The sequence below is a fragment of the Rhodococcus koreensis genome, from assembly GCF_017068375.1.
GTDB lineage: Bacteria > Actinomycetota > Actinomycetes > Mycobacteriales > Mycobacteriaceae > Rhodococcus_F > Rhodococcus_F koreensis.
In genome coordinates this window covers 2,335,436-2,355,224 of record NZ_CP070609.1, presented here as the reverse complement: position 1 = coordinate 2,355,224, position 19,789 = coordinate 2,335,436, and the positions used below count along the sequence as shown (strand labels likewise).

The 19,789-nt window shown below is 65.4% G+C and carries 20 protein-coding genes; 19 read left to right on the top strand and 1 reads right to left on the bottom strand.

The annotated features are described in order from the left end of the window. Positions 1 to 67: 67 nt before the first annotated feature. From JWS14_RS10980 to JWS14_RS10910, 15 genes are all read left to right on the top strand, one after another. Entirely contained in the window at positions 68 to 1,747 is a 1,680-nt protein-coding gene (locus JWS14_RS10980) for an FAD-dependent oxidoreductase (RefSeq protein ID WP_095862510.1), read from the top strand. Between the two features lie 231 nt (positions 1,748 to 1,978). Beyond that, positions 1,979 to 2,851: an SDR family NAD(P)-dependent oxidoreductase gene (locus JWS14_RS10975; protein ID WP_012689023.1), complete on the top strand. Its 873-nt coding sequence runs from the start codon at positions 1,979 to 1,981 to the stop codon at positions 2,849 to 2,851. Between the two features lie 15 nt (positions 2,852 to 2,866). Next, positions 2,867 to 3,100: a ferredoxin gene (locus JWS14_RS10970; RefSeq protein ID WP_072939670.1), complete on the top strand. Its 234-nt coding sequence runs from the start codon at positions 2,867 to 2,869 to the stop codon at positions 3,098 to 3,100. 6 nt (positions 3,101 to 3,106) lie between these two features. Further along, the gene (locus tag JWS14_RS10965; RefSeq protein ID WP_072939672.1) at positions 3,107 to 4,336 is read left to right on the top strand and encodes a cytochrome P450; all 1,230 of its coding nucleotides are present in this window, start codon (positions 3,107 to 3,109) and stop codon (positions 4,334 to 4,336) included. 177 nt (positions 4,337 to 4,513) lie between these two features. Beyond that, positions 4,514 to 5,116: a TetR/AcrR family transcriptional regulator gene (locus JWS14_RS10960; protein ID WP_072939675.1), complete on the top strand. Its 603-nt coding sequence runs from the start codon at positions 4,514 to 4,516 to the stop codon at positions 5,114 to 5,116. 401 nt (positions 5,117 to 5,517) lie between these two features. Further along, positions 5,518 to 6,588 (top strand): ABC transporter ATP-binding protein, encoded by a 1,071-nt coding sequence (locus JWS14_RS10955; protein ID WP_206013106.1) that lies wholly within the window; start codon positions 5,518 to 5,520, stop codon positions 6,586 to 6,588. Between the two features lie 77 nt (positions 6,589 to 6,665). Then, on the top strand, positions 6,666 to 7,478 hold the full coding sequence (locus JWS14_RS10950) for an ABC transporter permease (protein ID WP_072940389.1): 813 nt from the start codon (positions 6,666 to 6,668) through the stop codon (positions 7,476 to 7,478). 1 nt (position 7,479) lies between these two features. Continuing rightward, entirely contained in the window at positions 7,480 to 8,355 is an 876-nt protein-coding gene (locus JWS14_RS10945; RefSeq protein ID WP_179377612.1) for an MlaE family ABC transporter permease, read from the top strand. A 4-nt stretch (positions 8,356 to 8,359) separates the two neighbouring features. After that, a complete protein-coding gene (locus tag JWS14_RS10940) occupies positions 8,360 to 9,442 on the top strand; it encodes an MlaD family protein (protein WP_072939679.1) in 1,083 nt (360 codons plus the stop codon). Beyond that, positions 9,439 to 10,452, top strand: coding sequence for an MlaD family protein (locus JWS14_RS10935; protein WP_206013105.1), 1,014 nt, complete (start codon positions 9,439 to 9,441; stop codon positions 10,450 to 10,452). The genes JWS14_RS10940 and JWS14_RS10935 overlap by 4 nt, the downstream gene beginning before the upstream one ends. Then, entirely contained in the window at positions 10,440 to 11,465 is a 1,026-nt protein-coding gene (locus JWS14_RS10930) for an MlaD family protein (protein WP_371851545.1), read from the top strand. The genes JWS14_RS10935 and JWS14_RS10930 overlap by 13 nt, the downstream gene beginning before the upstream one ends. Before the next feature lies 1 nt (position 11,466). Continuing rightward, positions 11,467 to 12,498 carry an MlaD family protein gene (locus tag JWS14_RS10925; protein ID WP_095862513.1) on the top strand — a complete coding sequence of 344 codons (1,032 nt, stop codon included), beginning with the start codon at positions 11,467 to 11,469 and terminating at the stop codon, positions 12,496 to 12,498. Between the two features lies 1 nt (position 12,499). Then, complete coding sequence (locus JWS14_RS10920; RefSeq protein ID WP_206013104.1) at positions 12,500 to 13,507, top strand: MlaD family protein; 1,008 nt, start codon at positions 12,500 to 12,502, stop codon at positions 13,505 to 13,507. After that, positions 13,504 to 14,463 carry an MlaD family protein gene (locus JWS14_RS10915; RefSeq protein ID WP_206013103.1) on the top strand — a complete coding sequence of 320 codons (960 nt, stop codon included), beginning with the start codon at positions 13,504 to 13,506 and terminating at the stop codon, positions 14,461 to 14,463. Before JWS14_RS10920 ends, JWS14_RS10915 begins: the two co-directional genes overlap by 4 nt. A 166-nt stretch (positions 14,464 to 14,629) precedes the next feature. Next, on the top strand, positions 14,630 to 15,151 hold the full coding sequence (locus JWS14_RS10910) for a hypothetical protein (protein WP_241031310.1): 522 nt from the start codon (positions 14,630 to 14,632) through the stop codon (positions 15,149 to 15,151). A gap of 44 nt (positions 15,152 to 15,195) precedes the next feature. Here JWS14_RS10910 and JWS14_RS10905 read toward each other — a convergent pair whose 3' ends face one another. After that, complete coding sequence (locus JWS14_RS10905; RefSeq protein ID WP_206013102.1) at positions 15,196 to 15,810, bottom strand: TetR/AcrR family transcriptional regulator; 615 nt, start codon at positions 15,808 to 15,810, stop codon at positions 15,196 to 15,198. A gap of 71 nt (positions 15,811 to 15,881) precedes the next feature. Between JWS14_RS10905 and JWS14_RS10900 the strand changes: the two genes are divergently transcribed. Genes JWS14_RS10900 through JWS14_RS10885 form a run of 4 tightly spaced genes read left to right on the top strand, consistent with a single transcriptional unit; the run spans position 15,882 to position 19,784 of the window. Then, the gene (locus tag JWS14_RS10900) at positions 15,882 to 17,063 is read left to right on the top strand and encodes an aromatic ring-hydroxylating oxygenase subunit alpha (RefSeq protein ID WP_072939695.1); all 1,182 of its coding nucleotides are present in this window, start codon (positions 15,882 to 15,884) and stop codon (positions 17,061 to 17,063) included. Further along, complete coding sequence (locus JWS14_RS10895; RefSeq protein WP_206013101.1) at positions 17,060 to 17,821, top strand: enoyl-CoA hydratase/isomerase family protein; 762 nt, start codon at positions 17,060 to 17,062, stop codon at positions 17,819 to 17,821. The genes JWS14_RS10900 and JWS14_RS10895 overlap by 4 nt, the downstream gene beginning before the upstream one ends. A gap of 41 nt (positions 17,822 to 17,862) precedes the next feature. Then, the gene (locus tag JWS14_RS10890) at positions 17,863 to 18,537 is read left to right on the top strand and encodes a PaaI family thioesterase (RefSeq protein WP_095862749.1); all 675 of its coding nucleotides are present in this window, start codon (positions 17,863 to 17,865) and stop codon (positions 18,535 to 18,537) included. Further along, a complete protein-coding gene (locus JWS14_RS10885) occupies positions 18,534 to 19,784 on the top strand; it encodes a CaiB/BaiF CoA transferase family protein (RefSeq protein ID WP_095862515.1) in 1,251 nt (416 codons plus the stop codon). The genes JWS14_RS10890 and JWS14_RS10885 overlap by 4 nt, the downstream gene beginning before the upstream one ends. Positions 19,785 to 19,789: the final 5 nt, after the last annotated feature.

The following is a 19,789-nucleotide window of genomic DNA, read 5'->3' as shown; positions in this document are numbered from 1 at the left end:
TATCACTGTAAAACGTGACGCGACCCAGCGTTCCACCGATCCGGTCATCAGGCGATAGGAGCTCACGTTGGCTCATGTAGTTACGCAATCCTGCTGCAACGACGCGAGTTGCGTCGCGGTCTGCCCAGTCGATTGCATCCATCCCACTCCGAACGAGCCCGGCTACGGCAGCGCGGAGATGCTGTACATCGATCCGGTCGGCTGCATCGACTGCGGCGCATGCATCGATGCGTGCCCGGTCGACGCGATCGTTCCCGACTACGACCTGACTCCGGAAACCGCGCGCTACGAGGAGATCAACGCGGCGTTCTACGCGAACCGGGATCAGCCCGTCCCCGTACCCGAACGTCCCGTTGCCGAGGCTGCCCGGGTGTCCGAACGCGCACTGCTGCGGGTGGCGATCGTCGGTTCCGGGCCGTCCGGCTGCTACGCGGCCGAGAACCTGCTGTCCCGGATCGGTCCCGCCGTGGAAATCTCCTTCTTCGAGAAGCTTGCGACACCATTCGGGCTGATCCGATTCGGTGTCGCACCGGACCATCAGGGGACCAAGGCGGTCGCCTCCCTCTTCCAGAAGACGGCGTCGCGGAAGAATGTGGACTTCTACCTCAACGTCGAGGTCGGCACGCACCTGACTCACGACGACCTGCTCGCGCATCACGATGCGGTGATCTACGCGGTCGGCGCCCCCGCCGACTGCTCGCTGGGGATTCCCGGTGAGGACCTGCCCGGAAGCCACTCGGCAACGGAATTCGTGGCCTGGTACAACGGTCACCCCGACCACGCGCACCGCACGTTCGACCTGTCGGGCGAGCGCGCCGTGATCATCGGCAACGGCAATGTGGCGTTGGACGTGGCCCGAGTGCTCGTCGCCGGCACCGCCGAGTTGACCAAGACCGACATCGCCCCGCACGCATTGAAAGCGTTGTCGGAGAGCAGGATCAGAGAAGTGCTCGTCGTCGGCCGGAGAGGTCCGGCGCAAGCGGCGTATACGAATCCGGAGTTGCTCGCGCTCGGCCATCTCCCCGGCGTGACTGTCGCGGTACGGCCCGAGGAGGTGGTGCGGGAGGCAGATGGGCGGACCGACTCGATCGAGGCGATGAAAGCCAGGATCGTCGCAGAGTTCGCCGCCGCCCCGCACATTCCGGGATACAAACGTATTGCGCTGCGCTACCTGCTTTCTCCGGTATCGGTTCTGGGAGACGGCCGGGTAGAGGGGATCCGCCTGGTCCGCAACGAGCTGGTTCAGGATGCGGACGGCCGTTCCAGGGCGGCTCCCACAAGTGTCGTCGAGGACGTCGACTGTGGTCTGGTCCTGCGGTCGGTGGGGTACCGGGGGATCCCCGTCGCGGGAATCCCCGTCTCGGGTGCACGATCCACGATGCTGAACGTCGGAGGTCGTGTGCTGGAACCGGACGCGAGTGGACCGATGTCCGGTGTGTACACCGTCGGGTGGATCAAGCGAGGTCCCTCCGGCGTCATCGGAACCAACAAGGCGTGCGCCGCCGAAACTGTCGACAAACTCGTAGACGACTTCCACTCCGGTCGATTGGCGGCTCCCGGGGGTGGCCGGCAGGATCTCCGCCGGCTGGTTGCGGAGCGGCGTCCCGAGCGCATCGACTACGACGGATGGAAGGCGATCGACGCGCACGAGCGGCGACTCGGCAGGGAATCGGGCCGACCGCGCGTGAAGCTCGTGGACACCGCCTCGATGATTGAAATCGCTTCGAGTGCATCTATTTCCGGCTGATATCACCCTGATGCGCGCCGACCCGGCGCGCGTCGAAGAAAGTGATTGACGTCTCATCACCTAACGATATAAGGTTTATTCGGATCGGGGATGCGGCCCGCACTCGATCCTCTCGACCGGCGACAGCCCCGCCGTCGAGGATCGGAACAGTCTCGCCGCCCGACTTCGCCGGACGATGTCCCATGCACCGCAAGTCTCCGGCATCTGACGAATCATCACAGAGGAGTTCACATGAAACTTCAGGACAAAGTCGCCGTCATCACCGGAGGTGGATCCGGGCTCGGACGCCAGGGTGCGCAGTTGTTCGCATCGGAAGGCGCGAAGGTGGCGGTCGTCGACATCGACGGCGACCGAGCCGAACAGACCGCGAAACTGGTTGAACAGCAGGGCGGAACGGCGATCGCCATCACCGCCGACGTGAGTGACGAGGCCGCCGTCTACCGCAGCGTCGAGACCACCGTCGAGCAGTTCGGCAAGCTCGACATCATGTGGGCCAACGCGGGTGTCGTCTCCCGCGGTGGTGTCCCGTCGGTGGCGGGCGGCGAACACGTGGAGTTCCAGGACCTCACGGATGCGGACTGGCAGCACGTTCTCGGAGTCAACCTCAGCGGCGTCGTGTACTCCTGTAAGGCTGCTGTGCCTGCGATGCGGGCCAACGGCGGCGGCACCATCCTGGCGACGTCGTCCGCGGCTTCCTTCGCCGCCTATCACAGCATCGCGATGTACTCGGCGACGAAAGCCGGTGTCAACGGCCTGGTTCGTGGCCTCAGCCTGGATCTCGGACGCTACGGCATCCGCGTCAATGCCCTCGCACCCACGCACGGGATGTCGCCGAACTTCCTGATGGGCCCGGGCACCCCGGTGATCGGCCAGTCCTACGAGGAGACCGCGGGACCGTGGGATCCGGGCGTCTCGCCGATTCCGCTCAAGCTCCAGCGTCCGCCGTCGCTCGTGGACAACGCGAAGGTCGCACTCTTCCTCGTGTCGGACGACTCCGCATACATTTCCGGTCTGACGCTGCCCGCGACGGACGGTGGCACACTGTCACGAGTCGCGATGATGTTCGAAGAGGACACGCCGACTCCCACGCTTCCCGTCGACTGAGCGGAGCGTCCGTCGATGACCATTCATGCGCAGAACCGTGCGCAGTCGTTGAAGGTCGACCGATCCGCCTGTGCGGGCCACGGCCTCTGCTACGGCGCGGAACCCGAGATAGTCGACAGCGACGACCAGGGCTTCCCCATCGTCGTGGCCGAACCTGTTCCCGAGGAACTACGAGATCAACTGGGTGCCCTCGTCGAGATGTGCCCCGAACGCGCGCTGAGCGTCGAACTCCCGAATTCGGAAGGCTGAGAAGCAGTGACGACAACCCAACTACCCGAGAACCTCATCGTGGACTTCGACGTCTACGACCAGACGTTGGCGATGCCCGAGGACGTGTTCCAGGAACGCGCGGCGGCGCTGCGGGCCATCGGCCCAGTCGTGTATTCGAAGGCGCACGGCGGTCACTGGATCGTGACGCGCTACGAGGAGATACACCAGGTCCTGCGTGATCCGGAGACCTTCTCCAGCTACCCGAACAATCTCGTGAACGCGGGCCAGGGGAAGTTCATCCCGATCGAGCTGGACCCGCCGGAGCACACGTTCTACCGGCAGGCGCTGCAACCGCTGTTCAGTCCCAAGCGGATGAAGGAACTCGAGCCCCAGATCCGGGACGTCATCAACGAGCTCATCGACGACTTCGCGGCACGCGGTGAAGCCGAGTTCATCTCGGAGTTCGCCCACGAGCTGCCGACGCGGGTGTTCCTGGCCCTGATGGGCTGGCCCCTCGAAGACGCCGAGATGTTCACCAAGACGACGGACGTTGCACTGCAGGGCATTCCCGGTGGAACGGAAGAAGAATCGGCCAAGGCCCGCGAGGATGCGGCCAACCAGATCTTCGGCTACTTCGGTGCCATCGTCGCCGGAGTGCGGTCCGGTGAGAACACCTCGGACAGTCTGACCGCGCAGATCATCAACACCCCGATCGAGATGGAGGACGGGGTACGGCTGCTCACCGACGAAGAGCTGTATCGCATGTTCTTCCTCCTGCTCATCGCGGGCCTGCACACGGTCCAGGGTTCACTGGCGTGGGGGATCATCCACCTGGCGAACAATCCGGGGCAGCGGCAGGAGATCGTGGACGATCCCGACACCATCCCGGCGGCGGTCGAGGAGATTCTGAGGATCGAGGCTGCGGTGATCGCGGGCCGGCGAGCGACCCGCGACGTCGAGATCGGCGGCGTCACGATCGCGGAGGGGGAACAGCTCATCGTGCTGCTCTGCTCGGCGAATCGCGACGGCAACGAGTTCGAGGATCCGGACGAGCTGAGGATCGACCGCTCGCCCAACCGTCACCTCTCTTTCGGTGCCGGTCCTCATCGGTGCATCGGGTCTCACCTGGCACGAATCGAGCTCAAGCTGGCCATGGAGGAGATTCACAAGCGGTTGCCCGATTACCGACTGGTTCCGGAGGATCCGCCGATCCTGCACGCCACCCAGGTTCGCGGCTGCATCCGGCTCCCGATCACCTTCACTCCGTCGGCCTGAGGCCGGGCGGACGTCCGAGGCAGTTGTCCGTGGTCCTGTGGGACTTCGGGCAGCTGCCTCGCTCTTTTGGTGTAATGGAGTGGACGTCGCCCCCGGTATGCAACAACTTACGTGTATTGTCATTTGTATCGCGACTGGTCGGGTGGCTGGTCGGAAGTGACGGTGTCTGGAGCGAGGATGGCAAGAAGGAAGACCGCCGGTGTGCTGAGCCAGGACGCCGATGTCGCACGGTCTCAGATACTCGTGGCAGCCCAGACGATGATTCTTCGTTTCGGGATCTCGAAGACCACCATGGAGGACATTGCCAAGGAGGCGGGGGTCTCTCGCCCGACCGTCTACCGGTATTTCCAGGACCGCGAGACGCTCACCACCGAGTTGATCAGGTGGCGATCGCGTCAGACGCTCGAACGTGGCCGCAAGTTCCTGATGGAGTGTGCGACGTTCGAGGACAGGCTGATCGAAGGCCTCATCTACCTGGTGTACGACGGGATCAACGATCCGATCGTGCGCATCCTCGTCAGCCCCGAACACGTCGGCGGCGAGTCGTGGCTCGAGACGATCCCCCTCGCAACGAGTCTGACCACCGAACTGTGGGGGCCGATCTTCGACGACGCCAAGGCAGGCGGCGAAATGAGGTCGGATATAGACACCGACGAGGCGTGCTCCTGGATCACCCTCGTGCAGCTGATGCTCGCTCCGAGACTGGATAATTCGGATCCTGCCGATCCCTCGCACCGGCAGATGATGAGGCAATTCGTCCTGCCGGCCTTCCTGCCGTAGTCGCCCGCGTCCAAAAGAAGCCGTGTCCCCGAGGGGGCACGGCTTCTTTGTGCTTTCACCCGGTAAATCTAATGTCCTTAAGTATGCTGGTCGACGGTTCCCGTGCCTGGTCACGGCCGAATCGGTCGGGAATGCCTATGCCGGCGCGTATTTCGCAGATGAGCCATTTCGCTTCCTGCTCTTGCCTGGACGGTCAAAAGCCGTATAACGTATTACGTGCGACGTAATTTGTATCACAGCTGGAGGTCGTGAACTCGCCGTCCATCGTCCGCGATTCGATGAAAAATGCTGCAAACAAGCTGTATTCGATGTGCGCGGCGGGACGGCTGTGGGTTCCGGCCCGAGGTCGCAAGTGCCCTGCAACATCCGAGGCGCGTTCGACGCCTGAATACACGGAGGTAATGGTGGGAGTCGAGGTATCCGTCGAGGGACTGACCAAGTCCTTCGGCTCGCAGAGGATCTGGCAGGACGTCACGTTGACCCTTCCGGCCGGTGAGGTCAGTGCGTTGCTCGGGCCGTCGGGCACGGGTAAGTCGGTGTTCCTGAAGTCGCTGATCGGTCTGCTCCGTCCGGAGCAGGGGTCGATCGTGATCGACGGCACCAACATTCTCGAGTGCTCCTCGAAGGAGCTGTACGAGATCCGGAAGTTGTTCGGGGTGCTGTTCCAGGACGGCGCGCTGTTCGGGTCGATGAACCTGTTCGACAACGTGGCATTCCCGTTGCGCGAGCACACGAAGAAGTCCGAGTCCGAGATCCGCAACATCGTGATGGAGAAGATGGAACTGGTCGGCCTGCTCGGGGCCGAGGACAAGCTGCCCGGCGAGATCTCCGGTGGTATGCGCAAGCGTGCCGGGCTGGCGCGGGCGCTGGTGCTGGATCCGCAGATCATTCTCGTCGACGAGCCGGACTCGGGTCTGGATCCGGTGCGCACCACCTACATTTCGCAGACGTTGATCGACATCAACGCGGAGATCGATGCGACGATTCTGATCGTGTCGCACAACATCAATCTGGCTCGGACGGTGCCGGACAACATCGGGATGTTGTTCCGCCGGCATCTGGTGATGTTCGGTCCGCGGGAGGTGTTGCTGACCAGCGAGGAGCCGGTGGTCAAGCAGTTCCTGAACGGCACGATGATCGGTCCGATCGGGATGTCGGAGGAGAAGGACGAGGCGCAGATGGCGCAGGAGCAGGCGATGGTCGATGCCGGGCATCATGCCGGTGGTGTCGACGATGTGGAGGGGATCGTTCCGCAGATGAAGGCGACGCTGGGGATGCCGTTCCGGCAGGCCGTGGCCCGTCGTCAGGAACGGGTCCGGCACATCATGCACACCCTGCCGGAGAACGCGCAGATCGCGATCCAGGAAAGCCTCGGAGCGGACGGCGTCGGCGACGAGTGGAGTCCGGGAGACGCAGACACGGACCGAATGTACTTCGAGGCAGCGGGATTCGACACGGGAGTTGCGAAGTGACGAGTGTGAAGGTCCCGATCGCCGTGGACGTCGCGCCGATCGAGCCGGACGCAGCGGAGAAGCGACGGCGGCCGCGTCTGTCGATCGCCGCGGTGGGGAAATACCTGAAGGACACGCCCATTCGCAGCCTCGCGACTTTGGGGCGATCCGGTGAGCTCGCCGTGAACATCCTGAAATACACGGTATCCGACACGATCGCCCTGCGGTTGCCCCTCGAGGAGGTGGCCACGCAGATGTGGAAACTTCTCAAGGTCACCGCACTTCCCGCGCTGCTGATGGCGGTGCCGATCGGTGCCGAGGTCTCGGTGCAGGTCGGTGGAATCATGAACCAGGTCGGCGCGAACTCGCTGGCAGGAGCCGCGAGTGGGCTGGGCGTGGTGGGGCAGGGGGCGCCGATGGCGGCGGGACTGCTGATGAGCGGTGCGGCCGCATCGGCGATCGCCTCCGATCTCGGTGCCCGTGCGATCCGCGAGGAGATCGAAGCGATCCGGGTCATGGGAATCGACCCGGTCCAGCGACTGGTCGTTCCGCGGTTCATCGCGATGGTCGCCATCGCACCGATGCTGTGCATCGTCATCGTCGCGGCCGGTGTGGCGGCGGGGCTGGTGATTTCGGCGAATGTCAACGATGTGGTGCCCGGCAGTTTCTGGCAATCGTTCGGCTCCTTCGCGACACCGACCGATCTGGTCTTCTCCGTGCTCAAGTCGGTGATCTTCGCGGCGCTCGTCGTGTTGATCGCCAGCCTGCGAGGTCTCGAAGCGAAGGGCGGCCCGAAAGGCGTGGCCAACGCGGTCAATGCCTCGGTGGTACTCAGTGTCTTCTGCATCTTCATGACCAATCTCGTGGTCAGTCAGATCCAGATGATGTTCTTTCCGGCCCGGTTGGCGTGACATGAACACACACTCCACGCATCGCAGGGGACCTGTCGGCGGGGTTCTGCTGCAACCGATTCGCTCGGTGGGTCGCGCTGCGACGTCGGTGATCGAGGAAATCGGTCAGGTGACGGTCTTCACCGTCAAGACGGTCGCATTGCTGCCCACAACGCTGCGGCACTACCGCAAGCAGACGATGACCACCATGAACAACATGGCGTGGGGGAACGGATCCCTCGTCGTCGACGGTGGTGTCGTCAGCCTGATGTTCTTCCTGGGACTGGCCGTCGGCGCCGTCGTCGCGATCCAGGCGTTCATGGCCTTCGATCTGCTGGGCTTCGGCGCGTTGACCGGGATCATCGGATCGTTCGGCAATGTCCGGGTCATCGCCCCGATCATCACCGGAATTGGATTCGCCGCGCAGGCCGGCTGCCGGATGACCGCCGAGATCGGCTCGATGCGCATCTCCGAGGAGATCGACGCCACCGAATCGATGGGATTGCAGGCCATTCCGTTCGTGGTCGGGACGCGGCTGATCGGAAGCATGCTCATCGTGATCCCCGGGTATCTGATGGCGCTCGTGGTCAGTTTCTTCACCGGAGGGTTGATCATCAAGACGTTTCACCGCCAGCCTTCGGGTACCTACGATCACTACTTCAGCCAATTTCTCAGTGTTCCGGACCTCGTGGCGTCGCTGGTCAAAGCAGTCGTCTTCTGTGCCGTCGTCACGATGATCCACTGCTACTACGGATACTTCGCCGGTGGCGGGCCCGCGGGGGTCGGCGCGGCGTCCGGGCGGGCTATCCGGGCGAGCCTCGTCGCGATCGTCGTCCTGAATTTCTGTATGACTGTGGCGATCTGGGGCCTCAGTCCCGAACTAGTGTTCAAAGGATGAGTCAATGAGCAGAGCGAGGAGTCAGGACTTCCTGAGAGGGGTCCCCGGCCGTCAGAGCCGAGTGCTGCACGGGGCGGGGCTGGGGGTCGTCGTGACGACCTGCGCAGTGATCGCTGCAGTCTGGGTATACCCGAGCAGCGCGGACACGGAAGGGTTGCCGATCAGCATCGACGTCCCCTACGTGGGCCCGGGCGTCGACTCCGGCACGAAGGTGATCCTGCGGGGCGGTGAGGTCGGTGTCGTCACCGGATTGGAACGGACGGGCGCGGACTCCGTCCGCATGGACCTCCAGCTGGATCCCGACCAGATCGGCGGCCTGACCGATGCCTTCGATGTCGACTTCCGGCCGCAGAACTACTTCGGTTCCACCGCCGTCAATCTGGTCGGCAGGCCCGGCGGTTCCGGTCTGGAGGCACACCGCACCCTGGACCGCACGCCCACAGGAGATTTCACGATGTCGACCATGATCGAGAAGGGTTCGCTGGCCGTCGACGGCACCCTGACGGACTCGATGATCACCAGCTTGGACAAGGTCGTCCGGTACACCGACGGCCTGACACCGATGTTCGATGCGGCACTCGTGCTCGGCGACCGGGTCGCGCAGACTCAGCAGGCACTTCCGGCCGACCTGCTCGGGCGTGTCAACGACGTCCTCGACGTGTTCCCGGCGTTCAATCGACAGGCGATCGATTCGCTGACCCACATCTACAACAGCACCTACAACCAGCGACCCGACGGTTCGGTAGGGGTCGACGACCCGTTCATGGACGAGACGGACGCCGGTCTGACCCTGGCGGCCGGACAATTGTTCGGACAGGCCGGGCAGTTGCTGAAATCTCACGGTGACGAACTGGTACCGGTCACCGAGGTGGTCTCGGAACTCGCCGGCGTGGTGCCGCACCTGTACGACGGTGGGGCGCGCCCCGAGCGACTGCGCACCGCCGTCGAGCGGCTGGACTCGGCGTTCGAGGACAGCGGCGACGGGCAGCGGCTCAATCTCCGGATCGTCCTGGACGATCTGCCCGCACTGGCGGCCCCGCTCGCGTTGACCGGTGCCCCGCCGTCCGAGGACGGGGCCGGCCGATGAGCAACCGAACCAGGTACATCGTCACTCTCGTCAAGCTCGCCGTCGCGGCTGCGGTCTCCGTGGTCCTCTTCATCATCGTGATCAGCGCGATGAAGAGCCCGGTGACCAATGAGACAAACAGCTACACAGCGGAATTCACCGATGTCTCCGGGCTCGGTGCACACGGGGACATCCGAACGAAGGGGGTCCGGATCGGCAAGGTCGAATCGGTCGAACTGATCCGGGACGGCGGGCGGAGTCTCGCGGAAGTGCACTTCACGATGGAGAAGCCGTATCAGCTCACCTCCGACACGATCCTCGCGGTGAAGTACCAGAACCTCACCGGCGTTCGCTACATCGACGCCGAATTCCCCGAAAATCCGGGCGGAGCAGTCGATCGACTGCCTGCCGACAAGACGCGGGCCTCGTTCGACATCACCGAGTTGTTCAACGGACTGCAACCGGTACTCGCGACCATGAGCACCGACGACATCAACACCTTCACCGACAACGCGATCTCGCTTCTGCAAGGAGACGGAAACGGACTGTCACCGATGCTCGAAGACGCACAGAAACTCGCCGGCCTCGCCCACGACCGCGAACAGGTCATCTCGACCCTCACCGGCAATCTCGCACGGATCTCCGACAGCATGGGAGGCCGGTCGCCCGAGGTCGTCGAGTTCCTGCGCTCGGTGAGTTTCCCGATCGCGAAGGCGATGACGGTTATCGACGAGTTCCCGAAGACGGCTGCGTTCGGCCCCGAATTCCTCACACCGATCCAACGGTTGATCGATGCTCTCGGTCTGCAACCGGGAATGGACGTCGAGCAGATGCTCTCCGACGCATTCGCATCGGTGCCGGACACCGCGGAAGCGTTGCGACTGCTGCCGGTCGCCTTCGCCGGTCTGCAGGTTCCGCAGACCGCCGGGGCAGGCCCGGGCGGTATCCAGTGCACGAACGGTGTGGCGCAGCTACCCACCGACGTCGAGGTTCTGCTGAGAGGGAGTGAGGTCGTCGTATGCAACCCGTGACGAAAAACCGTGCCCAGCGTATCGGCGGGGTGTTGGGCCGGGCGCGGGCGCTGGTCGGCAGGGAGGTCGCGTTCGGCGCGGGCATCGTTCTCCTGGTGGTCTTCGCACTCGTGACCACCGCCGTCCTCTACGCGAACCCACCGGGACGGATGTCGTTCTCGTTCCGTACCGACGACGCCTCCTCGATCGACATCGGCCAGGACGTCCGGGTGGCGGGCATCGGCGTGGGAACCGTCACGGACGTGTTGATCGAGCCGGACGCGGTACTGGTGACGGCCGAGATCGACGACGCGGTACCGGTCGGCTCGGACTCCCGTGTGGAGGTGCGCATGCTCACCCCGGTCGGGGGATACGCGATCACCCTCGTCCCTCTCGGCGTTCTGCCGCTCGGGGACACCCCGCTGCCCGTCGAGCAGGTCAGCGTTCCGTATTCGATCGGCGATGTCCTCCAGGCCGCGCCGCACACGACCGACAACGTCGAGGGCGGCACCGTCGACGCGAACCTCGACGAGATGGCCCGGGCGCTCGAGGAGAACCCGACGTCGATCGCGTCCATGATCTCGGGCCTGACCAGCATCGCCCGCGTGATGGATCAGCAGCGTGCGCAGGTCCGCACGATCGCCGACCTCGCCGCGGAGTATCTCCAGAGTTTCGAGGCCGATCAGGGCATGGTGTTCGACCTGATCCGCGAGATCGACGTGGTTCTCTCGACGTACAACACCACCCACGCCGGATTCAACGAGGCGTATTCCCTGCTCGGCAACGTCCTGATGACGATTCAGCCGTTCGAGGCGTTCTATCTCGACCACAAGACGGAGGTACTCGACGCTGTGAACCACGCGAAGGGTGTGATCGACGAGTTCCGGACGTCGATGGGCCCAGCCATCGACAATCTTCAGTCGTTGCGCACTCAGCTTGCCGAATGGCTGACGCCCGAAGGAATGGCCGCGATCAAGGGCGGCACACTCATGGCCTCGGACTTCTGTGTCCCCGTTCCCGGACGGACGTGCTGAGATGTCCGGGAAATCACGCCTGATCGTCAAGGTGCTGGCCGTCGTGTGCGCGGCCGCCGCCGTCGGTGGCGCCGGTGTGGCGGTCGCGACGACGGGGGAGCCGGCAGACCGGTCGGCGTTCTGCGCGCTCATGCCCGACGCCATCGGCCTCTACGCCGGCAACCCGGTCACCCAGATGGGTTACGAGGTGGGCCGTGTCGAAGGTATCGAGCCGCAGGGCGACCACGTGCAGGTCACCTTCTCGCTCGCGAGTGGCCGGTCCTATCCGTTCGATGTCCGAGCGGTCACCCGCTCGAAGTCCCTGCTCGCCGATCGGAGTCTCGAACTCGTCGGCAACTACACGTCCGGTCCGGAACTCGCGCCGGAACAGTGCATCCCGCTGGGGCACAGTCACACTCCGAAGAGCATCTCCGAGATCGCTGGTTCGGCAGCGGATTTCATCGATGCGATCGCTCCGGACGACGGTGAGGAGAACGTCCGGAAGACGGTGCTCGGTCTGGACGAGGCGCTCCGCGGCCAGGGGGAGAACGCCGCGGACATGATGAGGCATGCCGCCGAGGCGGCAGCCGATCCGGACAAACTCGTCGCCGACATCGGCTCGTCGATCGCGAACATGGCCCCGCTGACGGACGAAGCGCTGCGTCGGTGGAGTTCGATCCGGTCGATCGTGGAGCAGATGCCTGCCGTCGTTGCCGCGGGCATCGATCTGTGGCCCGGAGTCATCGAGGTGTGCGAGGGAATCGGTTGGCTGGTAGCGACTTTGCACGACATCCAGCAGAACTACGGCGCCGACATCTGGCCCTTCGTGCACGGACCGGCGACCGACGCCCTGAAGCTGGCGGCGACACGGTCGAACGACATGGCAGGCCTGATCTCGACGATTCCGTCGGTTGCACCCTTCCTCGCGCAGCAGACGACGCGCGACGGAGCACTCACCATTGCCTACCAGCCGCCGACCGTGGCTCTGACGACCACCGGAACCGAGGTGCCGATGGATCGGCTGCTCGACCTCGTGCGGACGGGAAGGAACTGAGATGAATCTGTCGAGAAGAACGCGGCAGCTTCTGTGCGCCGCCTCCGTGAGCGCGGTGGTGCTGACGGTGCCGGCATGTTCCCTGGGACCGGACGACCTGCCCTCGGTCCGCGGTGGCGTCGGCGACACCTACGACCTGTCGCTCGAGTTCGCCAGTGTGATGAATCTGCCCGCCGGTGCCGACGTGATGATGGACGGCCTGCGGGTCGGCGAGGTCCGGTCTTTGCAGGTGTCCGGATCGACGGTGACGGTGTCGGCCGGAGTCGGAAGCGGCACCAGGATTCCCGCCGATGCGCGGGCGATCGTCCGTCAGGACACTCTCCTCGGCGACACCTATATCGCGGTCACCGGTGACGGCAAACATTCCGCCGACGGGTACCTGCCTGCCGGTGGCACGATCCCCGTCGCCCGCACCATCTCGCCACCGCAGTTGGAGGACACCATCGCAGTCCTCGCGAACTTCGTCAACGGCGGCAGCATCCAGCGGATCGAGGATGTGATGGCCCGCGTCAATGCCGTCGTGCCGCCGCTCCCGGCCGTGCGCGACGCGGCGTCCGTGGCGGCGCTGGACCTGCAGGACCTCGCTGCCAGGACGCAGGAGATCGACCGGACGCTGACGGGGTTGAACGAGACCGCACTGTCGTTCGACGATCGCACCGACGCGCTTTCGGCCATGTTCGACAGTTCCAGCGTGCATTACTGGCGGCGACTCGCGATCTCGGTGGTGTCGCACATCGGCCAGATCCTGCCCTCCGTCGGCAGCGTCTACGAAGGCGGACTGTGGATGGTTCCCATGCTGAACACGCTGGCCGACACGGGGGACGTGGCGCGCGACGTCTGGGACGAGGGCCCGGACACGACCGTCGTGCTGTCCCGTTTCCTGCGCAGCAGGATCGTGCCGTTCGCGCAGAAGCCTTCCGTCGAGATCGAGGGCATCGAATCTGCCGGGGGAGACCAGATCGTGGCCGACGCGGAGAACCTGCTCCGCATGCTGGGAGCAGTGAAATGACTGTCAAGACTTCGTTGTCGATTCTCGGCATGGTGGTGATCGCCGTGCTGTCGTTCCTGTACATGGGCCGGGCGGGTCTGCACGTCTCCCGGTTCGACGACGTACGCACCGCCACGTTGGACGTGCCGGACACGAACGGACTCGTCGTCGGCTCCCGTGTGCTGCTCCGGGGGGTGGCGATCGGACACATCAGTGGGGTGACGGCGTCGGCCGATCACATCGAGGTCGCGTGGAACTACGAGAGTGACCGGTCGATCCCCGCCGACAGCGAGTTCCGCGTCGACAATCTGTCGGCGCTGGGCGAACCGTTCCTTGCGGTGCTGCCCTCGTCCACAGCGGGGCCGTATCTCGAGGACGGGGACACCGTCCCGGCGAACCAGGTCGTGGTGCCGACGACGTTCAAGGAGCTCTCGGAGCGCCTGACCAGGCTCCTCGAGCAGGTGGATCCCTTTCGGGTACAAGCGATCTTCGACACGATCGACGTCGCGCTTCCCGATGACTTCGCGGTCCTGAACAATCTCACGCGGGCAGGCGAACTACTCGCGGCGACGCTCACCCAGCAGTCCGACACCCTCACGACGCTGTTCGACACCCTGCAACCACTGCTGATGGACAGCGCCACCCTCCCGCAGGGTTTCCGGGATACGACACCGATCGTCGCCGAGTTCGGCAGCGGGTTCCACGACGTGCTCGGCGGAATCCGATTCGCTACCGAGAAGGGTCCGCTGCGCGACGGAATCGCAGGCGGAGCAAGTCCTTTCATCGGGGAACTGCAGACGTTCCTCGATCACACCGCCCCGGACCTGCAGGTGATCGGCGTGAATCTCCTGCCGTCGGTCCAGGCCGGGGCGGCGTCGATGCGGACCGTCGACGTGGGCCGCCTGCTCGACAACGTCATGGCGTCCACCGCATCCGGAGATGCACTGACAGTCCACCTCAGCCCGTCGGGGCGGTAGAGCCGACCGCACCCCAGACGTACTCGATCGTCCACCCCCGGAGATCGGACAGCCCAGCGAAAGGCGAACGATGCAGAAATCAATGGAACTCGTGAACTCCGGAACCGCCCCCGAGGCCGGACCCTCCGATGGTGCGGGCGATCGTGAGCGTCGAGGTGGCAGGAACGTGCCACTGCGGTCGGTGGTGGTCGGGGGCCTGGTCGCCGTTCTCGTCGTCGCACTGGCGGTGCTCGGGTGGCAACTTCGGAGCACGACCGACGAACTCGACCAACTCCACGACGCGGCGGCGAGCAGGCAGCAGGCCGAACGGATCGCCCTCGACTACGCGACCGGCGCCGCCGAAATGGACTTTCGCGACCTGCCCGCGTGGAGAACACGGCTGACGGCGGGCACCGCTCCGGAACTGTCCAACCGTCTCACCCAGGCCGCGACGTCGATGGAGCAGATCATCGCTCCGCTCCAGTGGACGTCGAGCGCACAGCCGATCTCGGCGAAAGCAGAACCGGGACCGGACGGAACCTATTCGGTCGACTGCTTCGTCAGCGTCCTGACGAAGAACAGCCAGGCACCGGACGGACTGCAGTCGACCGCGACCTACAAGATGACGGTCGACAGCGGAAACGACTGGAAGATCACCGAGATCAGCGGAATCGATTCCGCACTCGACGGGGACACGGCGCCGCGGTAGCCGGAGTTCGGGGCCCTCTGCCGGCGGCGCCGTACCGTGCGTACTCAGTCGCCGGCAGGCAGCGCGGCAGGAACAACCGAGGGGACCAGGAACGTGCGGATCTTCTCGCGGAACCGTTCCAGCGAGCCGGTGCCGCCGTTGAGTTGGCTGATACACATGATCTCGAGTTCCGAGATCCATTCGCACAGCAATGTCAGATCCAGGTCGGCGCGGAGGTCGCCGGCCTCCTGCGCTTCGCGCAGAATCGGCTCCCACAGCTCACTCGTCAGTTCGACGGCCTTGCCCGACGTGGTCAGCAGGGAGTTCGCCAGGGTCATCTCCGAGGGGGAGACGAGCAGGTGGACCATGGGGTCCCGCAGGCCGCTCTCGACGTTCTGGCAGATGCCCTCGACGAGTCGCTCCTCGATAGTGGGCCACTTCGCGATGAAGGCGCGGGCGGGCGTCATGTTCTTGCGCGCGCGCCGCGCGACCGATTCGATGATCAGACTCTCCCGGTCGGAGAAATACCGGTAGACGGTTGCGCGGGACATGTCCGCGGCGCGGGCGACGTCCTCCATCGTCGTCTTGGTGATCCCGAAGCGTTCGAAGCACGACTCCGCTGCGGTGAGGATCGTCGAGCGGACGTCGGTCGCGGGGTCGTTTCCAGTCCTTGCAGCCACCAGGAAACAGTACAACCACAATCTGCCATGAGACGCTAGACAATGAATGTCTCATGTGCCACTCTCGGTGTATGGAGCGCGAAGACAAGATCACACTCACCGAGCGACTGATCGCACACGTCGACAACAACAGCACCGACTACGCGGACGACCTGCTTCGAGTGCCGTTCTCGGTGTTCAACGACCCCGAACTCGCCGAACGCGAGCGCACGGTGGTCCGGCGGCTGCCGCACATCGTCGCCCACGTCGACGAGCTGAAGAAGGCGGGCGACTTCGTCACGACCGAGCTGATCGGCACGCCGCTACTGGTGGTCAAGCAGACGGACGGCAGCGTCAAGGCCTTCTCCAACGTCTGCAGGCACCGGGGCTCGAAGGTGGAGTTCGAGGAAGCCGGCTGCAAGCGCGTCTTCAGCTGCCCGTATCACAACTGGGCGTACGGCCGCGGTGGAGATCTGCGGGGAATGCCGCATGCAGAAGGCTTCGACGGCATGGACCGCTCGCAATACGGGCTCGTCGAATTTCCCTGCGAGGTGCGGCACGGACTGGTCTGGGTGGTTCCGACGGTCGGCGCCGAACTCGACATCGCCGGGATTCTCGGCGCCAAGCACGACGCGGAGGTGACGGACACCGGGATGGCCGAGTCGTTCCAGGTGCGCAAGGAGACGTGGAAACTCGACATGAACTGGAAGATCGCCGTCGACGGCGTCCAGGACTCGTACCACCTGTGCCAGCTGCACACCAAGACCGTGTGCAACTACCTCGAGGGCAACATCACGGCCTACGACCTGGTCGACCGTTCGTGGCGAATCGTCGTGGCCCGCAAGTCGATCACCGAGGTTCGCGGCGCAGATCCCGACTCGTTCGACGTCCGCGACTACTCCCTCGCGAACTACACGATCTACCCGGGCACGATGCTCGTGACCGAGCCCAACCACTTCGAGATCTGGACGATCGTGCCCGACACCGAAGATCCCAACGTGTCGTACTGCACCATTCGCCTTCTCTCCCCGAAGGAACCCGAGACTCCGCGGGAGAAGCGGATTCTGGACAAGAACTGGGAACTCCTGATGGAGACCCTGCACGCCGAGGACTGGTTCGTCACGAAGACGATCACGGCCAACGCGGCGCACGGGCAGGTCGACGAGCTGATTTACGGACGCAACGAGCTTCCCGGTCAGGTGTTCCACAAGATGATCACCCGCGATGCCGAGGAGGTCGCTCGGCAGGAGGCCGCGGCCGGCGGTGTGAGGTGACGACGGGCGACCTGCGCCGATCGTCGCCCGCGCCCGGAGTGCTGCAACTCGAACTCGCGCGGCCCGAGGTGCACAACGCGATCACCCTCGGCCTGCAACGTGAACTCGATGCCGCGCTCGCCGAGGCGGCGGACGACCCGGACGTCCGGGTGGTGCTGCTGGCAGGGGAGGGTACCGCCGCGTTCTCCGCGGGATACGACCTGAAGGAACTCCGGGCGATGACGGCGGACGCCTGCGCCCTCAGCCTGCTCGAACGGGACGAACTGTTGTGGAGATACTTCACGTTCCCCAAACCCACCGTCGCCGCAGTCCAGGGAATGGCCTACGGCGCGGGCACCCTGCTGGCGGCGTGTTCTGATCTGCGCGTCGGAGGTCCCGGCACCCGCATCACCGTCACCGCGGCGAAGTACGGCGGCGCCAACCTCACGTGGGTACTCGACCACCTGATCGGTGCCGGACTCGCCCGCGATCTGCTGATGACGTCCCGGGCAGTCACCGGTGCGGAGGCCCACCGGATGGGTCTCGTCTCCCGGTACGCCGCCGACGGCGACGTGCTCGGCGCCGCGCTCGAGGCGGCCGGGCAGATCGCCGCGCAGCCCCCGGAGTCCATGCGCGAGATCAAGACTCTGCTGCTCGACGGACCGGGACGCGACCTGCGGTCCCGGTACGACCGGGAGAACGTCGTGTCGCGCACGACGCTCCGGCCGCGTCCGGTCGAGGAGATGTTCGGCTCCTACTTCGGACGGCGCGCCCGGTGAACCGCGGGCCGTCACTCGTCAGCACCGCAAGCGAGGTCCGGATGGACGTCACCCTCTCGACTCCCGACGACATCTGGAGTCCCAGCTGGGACGACCCATTCGAACCGACCGCGGACGGTGACGACGAGTTCGCGGAACTGGCCGAGGCTCTGCGCTCCGTGCAGGAGGCCGTCACCCGCAGTCGCCCGGGTCCGGACGCGGCGAGTCGCGCGGCGCGTACGCTCCGCGGCCTCGCAGCACGACTGGCGGAGTTCGAGGTCGGTGAGGACGAACAGATCGCCGGCAGGCGCTGGGATCTTCCCGGCCGGGCACAGGCGCTGACGCCACCCCTCCACGTCGACGAGGTGACCGCGACCCGGGCGCGGGGGCGCGTCACGGTCGGCAGATTCCATTCCGGGCGCTACGCGATGAACGGCGGCGTGACGCCGCTGATCTTCGACGAGATACTCGCGCGCCTCGCCAACAGTTCCGGCAGGCACTGGGCACGCACGGCGTACCTGCACGTCAACTACCGAGCCCCCGCGCCGCTCGGCGTCGAATTGCGCGTGGAGGCGGAGCTGGCCGGGCAGGAGGGCCGCAAGCGATTCCTGCGCGGCGCGATGTATCACGGCGACGTCCTCGTCGCCGACGTCGACGGACTCTGGATCGAACTGAAACCGGAACAGACACAGAATGTCTCGCTGGCCGTCGGCCGGGGAGCGAAGGAGGGTTCATGAGTGGGTACTCGCTGCTGGACGGCGTTCGGATCCTCGAGGTCGCGCAGCTGGCGCCGTCGTCGCTCGGCGGGCATCTCGCCGATCTGGGTGCGGACGTGATCAAGGTCGAATCTGGTCCGCTCGGGGATCCCGTGCGCATCGGCGGCAGCCGTGCCGTCGGAGGAGAGGACGGGCCTGCCTTCATGCACCTGCGATGGAATCGCGGAAAGCGCAGCGTCGCACTCGATCTGCGCACACCCGTAGGCAAGCAGGCGTTCCTCGACCTCGCGCGGTCGTGCGACGCGGTCATCGAGGGCATGCGGGGCGGGTACCTCGACTGGCTCGGCATCGGCTACGAGCAACTGCGACAGGTGAATCCGAAGATCGTGCTGTGCACGGTGTCGGGCATGGGCACCGACGGACCGTACCGTGTTCTCGGCACCGGAGGTCCGGTGTTCGACGCGTACGCCGGGCTCCGCGAGGTCGGCACTCCCTCGGAGCCGCCGACCGAGGGGATGGCGGGATCCACGACGCCGCCGATCGCGATGTACGCGCTCGGCGCGTACGGGGCGATGGGCCTGCTCGCGGCGCTGCACAAGGCCGGCGCCACCGGTACCGGCTGTCACGTCGAGGTGGCGGGCATCGACGTCGCCGCCGCGTGGATGCCGGACCTGGTGGACGCGGAGTTGAACAGGGACCGCTCGATTCCCCGGCCGACCTGGCTGCCGGACGGCCGGCTGCCCGACTGGCCACGGCTCGAGGCCTACCGCACCAGCGACGGCGAGGCGATCCTGTTCGGGTCGCACGTGGAGAAGTTCTGGCACAACTTCCTGGTCGCGGTCGGACGCCAGGACCTGATCGACGTCGACCTCACCGGCACCGACGACGGTGCCCCCGCCCGCGCGGACCTGGTGTGGCGCGCGCTGACGGAGATCTTCGCGCAGCGCACCCGCGCCGAGTGGGTGCAGCTGTTTCTCGAACACGGCATCGCGGGAGGCCCGGTCAACAGCGTGGCCGACATGCTCGACGACCCGCACTTCCGGGCGCGGGACAACACCTACCGGGTCGACTACCCGGGGGTCGGCGAGCTCGAGTTCGTGGTCAGCCCCGTGCGCGTCGCCGGGGAGAAGTTCGCGCCCGCGCTGCCGCCGGTCGTGGGCGCGGACACCGCGGAGGTGCTGCGGACGGTGGCGCGGTACGACACCACGCGGGTCGCCGCGGCAACCGACTCGGCGAGCCCTCGGCGCGAGGCACCTCCCGCCGGCTGACCGGA